At 68.1% G+C, this 2,816-nt stretch carries 4 protein-coding genes; all 4 read right to left on the reverse strand.

All coding sequences use genetic code 11. The annotated features are described in order from the left end of the window. A partial coding sequence (locus AC2VON_RS23370; RefSeq protein ID WP_486954984.1) for a beta/alpha barrel domain-containing protein occupies nucleotides 1-370 on the reverse strand: 370 nt, incomplete at its 3' end. Between the two features lie 76 nt (nucleotides 371-446). Further along, a complete protein-coding gene (locus AC2VON_RS23375; protein ID WP_486954985.1) occupies nucleotides 447-1,346 on the reverse strand; it encodes a sterol desaturase family protein in 900 nt (299 codons plus the stop codon). A 74-nt stretch (nucleotides 1,347-1,420) separates the two neighbouring features. Next, entirely contained in the window at nucleotides 1,421-2,482 is a 1,062-nt protein-coding gene (locus AC2VON_RS23380; RefSeq protein ID WP_486954982.1) for an NUDIX hydrolase, read from the reverse strand. Beyond that, on the reverse strand, nucleotides 2,482-2,816 hold a 335-nt coding region (locus tag AC2VON_RS23385; RefSeq protein ID WP_486954983.1), incomplete at its 5' end, for a glycosyltransferase family 4 protein. The genes AC2VON_RS23385 and AC2VON_RS23380, both read right to left, overlap by 1 nt.

A 2,816-nucleotide genomic window follows, 5' to 3' on the forward strand; every position in this document is an offset into this window, starting at 1 on the left:
GCGCCTCGCCGAGGTTGGTCGCCCCGCACACGAACGGCACGGTGAACTGCCACTTGTCGATGTGGTGGGTGTAGTCGGCCGGGGTGAGCACCTCGGACTCGTCGATGTAGTCCACACCCAGGCTCTGCAGGATCTGCGCCTCGACGAAGTGCCCGATGCGGGCCTTGGCCATCACCGGGATGGTAACCGCCGAGATGATGCCCTCGATCATGTCCGGGTCGCTCATCCGCGACACCCCACCCTGCGCGCGGATGTCGGCGGGCACCCGCTCCAGCGCCATCACCGCGACGGCGCCGGCACCCTCGGCGATGCGGGCCTGCTCCGGGGTGACGACGTCCATGATGACGCCGCCCTTGAGCATCTCGGCCATGCCGCGCTTGACCCGGGCGGTGCCGGTCTGCCCGTTGCCGCTGTCCACTGCTGACTCTCCTTCGATCGGTATTCGCTCAGTCTAAATGCCGATTCGCCTGCACCGGACCCGGGCACAAGTCGAGTGGCAGCCAACCGGGCGGGCCGAAGATGTAGCCGAGCCGATCACGCAGCCGCGCTGCCGAGCGGACATCCCGGGCGATCGCCAGATATTCGTGGGTCTGCAGGACCCAGACGTTGAACGTGGTGACCTGGTGGGTCAATCCGTAGTGCGGTCGGAACAGCTCGGGCTGGAAAGTGCCCAAGATGCGATCCCAGATGATCAGGATCCCGCCGTAGTTCTTGTCCAGGTATTCGGGGTCCATGCCGTGGTGCACTCGGTGGTGCGACGGGGTGTTGAAGACGAACTCGAACCATCGGGGCAGCTTGTCGATGCGTTCGGTGTGCACCCAGAACTGGTAAATCAGGTTCACCGAGAAGCCGGCGAACACCATCCACGGCGGAACACCCAACAGCGGCAATGGAATCCACATCAGGACCTCACCGCTGTTGTTCCACTTCTGCCGCAGCGCAGTGGCGAAGTTGAAGTACTGGCTGGAGTGATGCGCTTGATGCGTTGCCCAGATCAGCCGAACCCGGTGAGCGATGCGGTGATAGGTGTAGTAGAGCAGGTCGATGCCCAGGATCGCGATCACCCACGTGTACCACTCGGTCGCCGACAGATGCCACGGTGCCAGGTAGGCGTAGATGGCGGCATAGCCGAGCAGCGCCACGAATTTCCACCCGGCGGTGGTGGCTACCGAGACCAGTCCCGTCGAAACGCTGGCCCAGGCGTCCCGGGCGAGGTAGGCGCCGGAGGCGGGGCGGGCCGCCTGGTCTGCGGCGCGATCGATGCGTTCAAGCTTGCGAGCTGCCGTCCACTCCAGAATCAACAGCAGCAGGAAAAACGGGATGGCGAAAAAGACCGGGTCCCGCATCGCCGGGGGTAGCGCGGAGAAAAGATCCGCAATCGCAGCCACGCTCAACACCTCCGTTGCGAGTCTAATGCGGGTCAGCGGATGGGCACCGGCGCTGGGCCCAGGCTGGCCGGGTGGTCGGCGACCGTGTTCGCCTCGGAGAGCCGTTCACCCAGCTGCATCGGGTACACCGTCTCCCCCACAGCGGCCAGCCGCGCGATCTCGGCTGCATCACACCAGCGGTGGCAGTGAATGTAGCGGCGTTCCAGTCCGGTTCGCCCCGCGGCCGACGGCTCGAAGCGCGCCGTGCGGTACACGAAGAAGAATTCCCGGCTGTCGAGCTGCTCGCTGTTGAACTCGAACACCTCCTCGCGCTGCCAGATCGGCCCGACCAGCTCGGCGGGATCCACCCGCAAGCCGGTCTCCTCGGCCAGCTCGCGCGCCGCGGCGGCGGCCAGCCGCTCGCCGGGCAGCGGCCGGCCGCCGACTGTGAACCACCACCGCGGCGCTGGGTTTTCGGCGTCGTCTAACGCCGGGTCCGAGCCGCACAGCAGCAACACCGACCCGTCGTCGTCAAGCAGCACTACCCGCGCAGAGATACGCTGTCCCGGTGCACTGTGATCGCCGCGGATCAGCACGTCCGACCGCTCGGCGATCTCGAAATACGTTGGTAATGGGGCGGTCCCGCCCAGGCGTAACAACCGGACCAGCGGCCGCTCCCGCAGCGCCACCGTGTCGCGGACCGCGTCGTTGTGAAACCGGCGAGCCAGCAGAACCCGGGCGTCGGCGTCGGCCAACTCGGCCACGATCGCAGGTGGCAGCGTCGCCGGCTCGACCGTCGCCAACGCCGCCGACAACTCGTTCTCCGCGGTTTCTCGGTCCGCTGTGGGTGCTCGCTCGGCCAACGTGGCCAGGTCGGCCAGCGCCGCCGACCGGCCGCTAATCGCAGTGCCGGCAGCGCCGTGGGTCGCCACCGCGACCGCCCGGGCCACCACGGCGCGGCGCGCCAGCGCGCCGTCGAGGGCCTGCCAGGACAGGTCACAACGCACGTGCAGCCGGTTCAGCCGGTTGGCGGTCTGATACGCCCAGGCCACCGTCGCCGCCAGCACCGCCACTGCCACGATCACCAACGTGGCGAGCAGCACCGCCCCACTCATCAGCCGGCCACCGAAACCTTGGTACCCACCCCGGCGACCGTCTCGTAGACCCGCATGATCGCCTCGGCCACCACCGACCAGTCGTAGCGGCGTGCCGTTTGCACGCCGGCCGCGACGTAGCGGGCCCGCAGCGGGTCGTTCTCCAGCACCTCGATCAGGCCGGCGGCCAGTGCTGCGTGATCGTCGACCGGCACCAGGCGGCCGGCCTGTCCGTCGCGCAGCACCCGCCGGAAGGCGTCCAGGTCGCTGGCCACCACCGCGGTGCCGGCGGCCATCGCCTCCACCAGCACGATGCCGAAACTCTCCCCGCCGGTGTGCGGCGCGCAGTACACGT

The organism is Mycobacterium sp. TH-M82, assembly GCF_057473605.1.

Coding starts and splice junctions, on each gene's coding strand:
- AC2VON_RS23375 (WP_486954985.1), bottom strand. CDS start 1,346: ATGCGGGACCCGGTCTTTTTCGCCATCCCGTTTTTCCTGCTGCTGTTG.
- AC2VON_RS23380 (WP_486954982.1), bottom strand. CDS start 2,482: ATGAGTGGGGCGGTGCTGCTCGCCACGTTGGTGATCGTGGCAGTGGCG.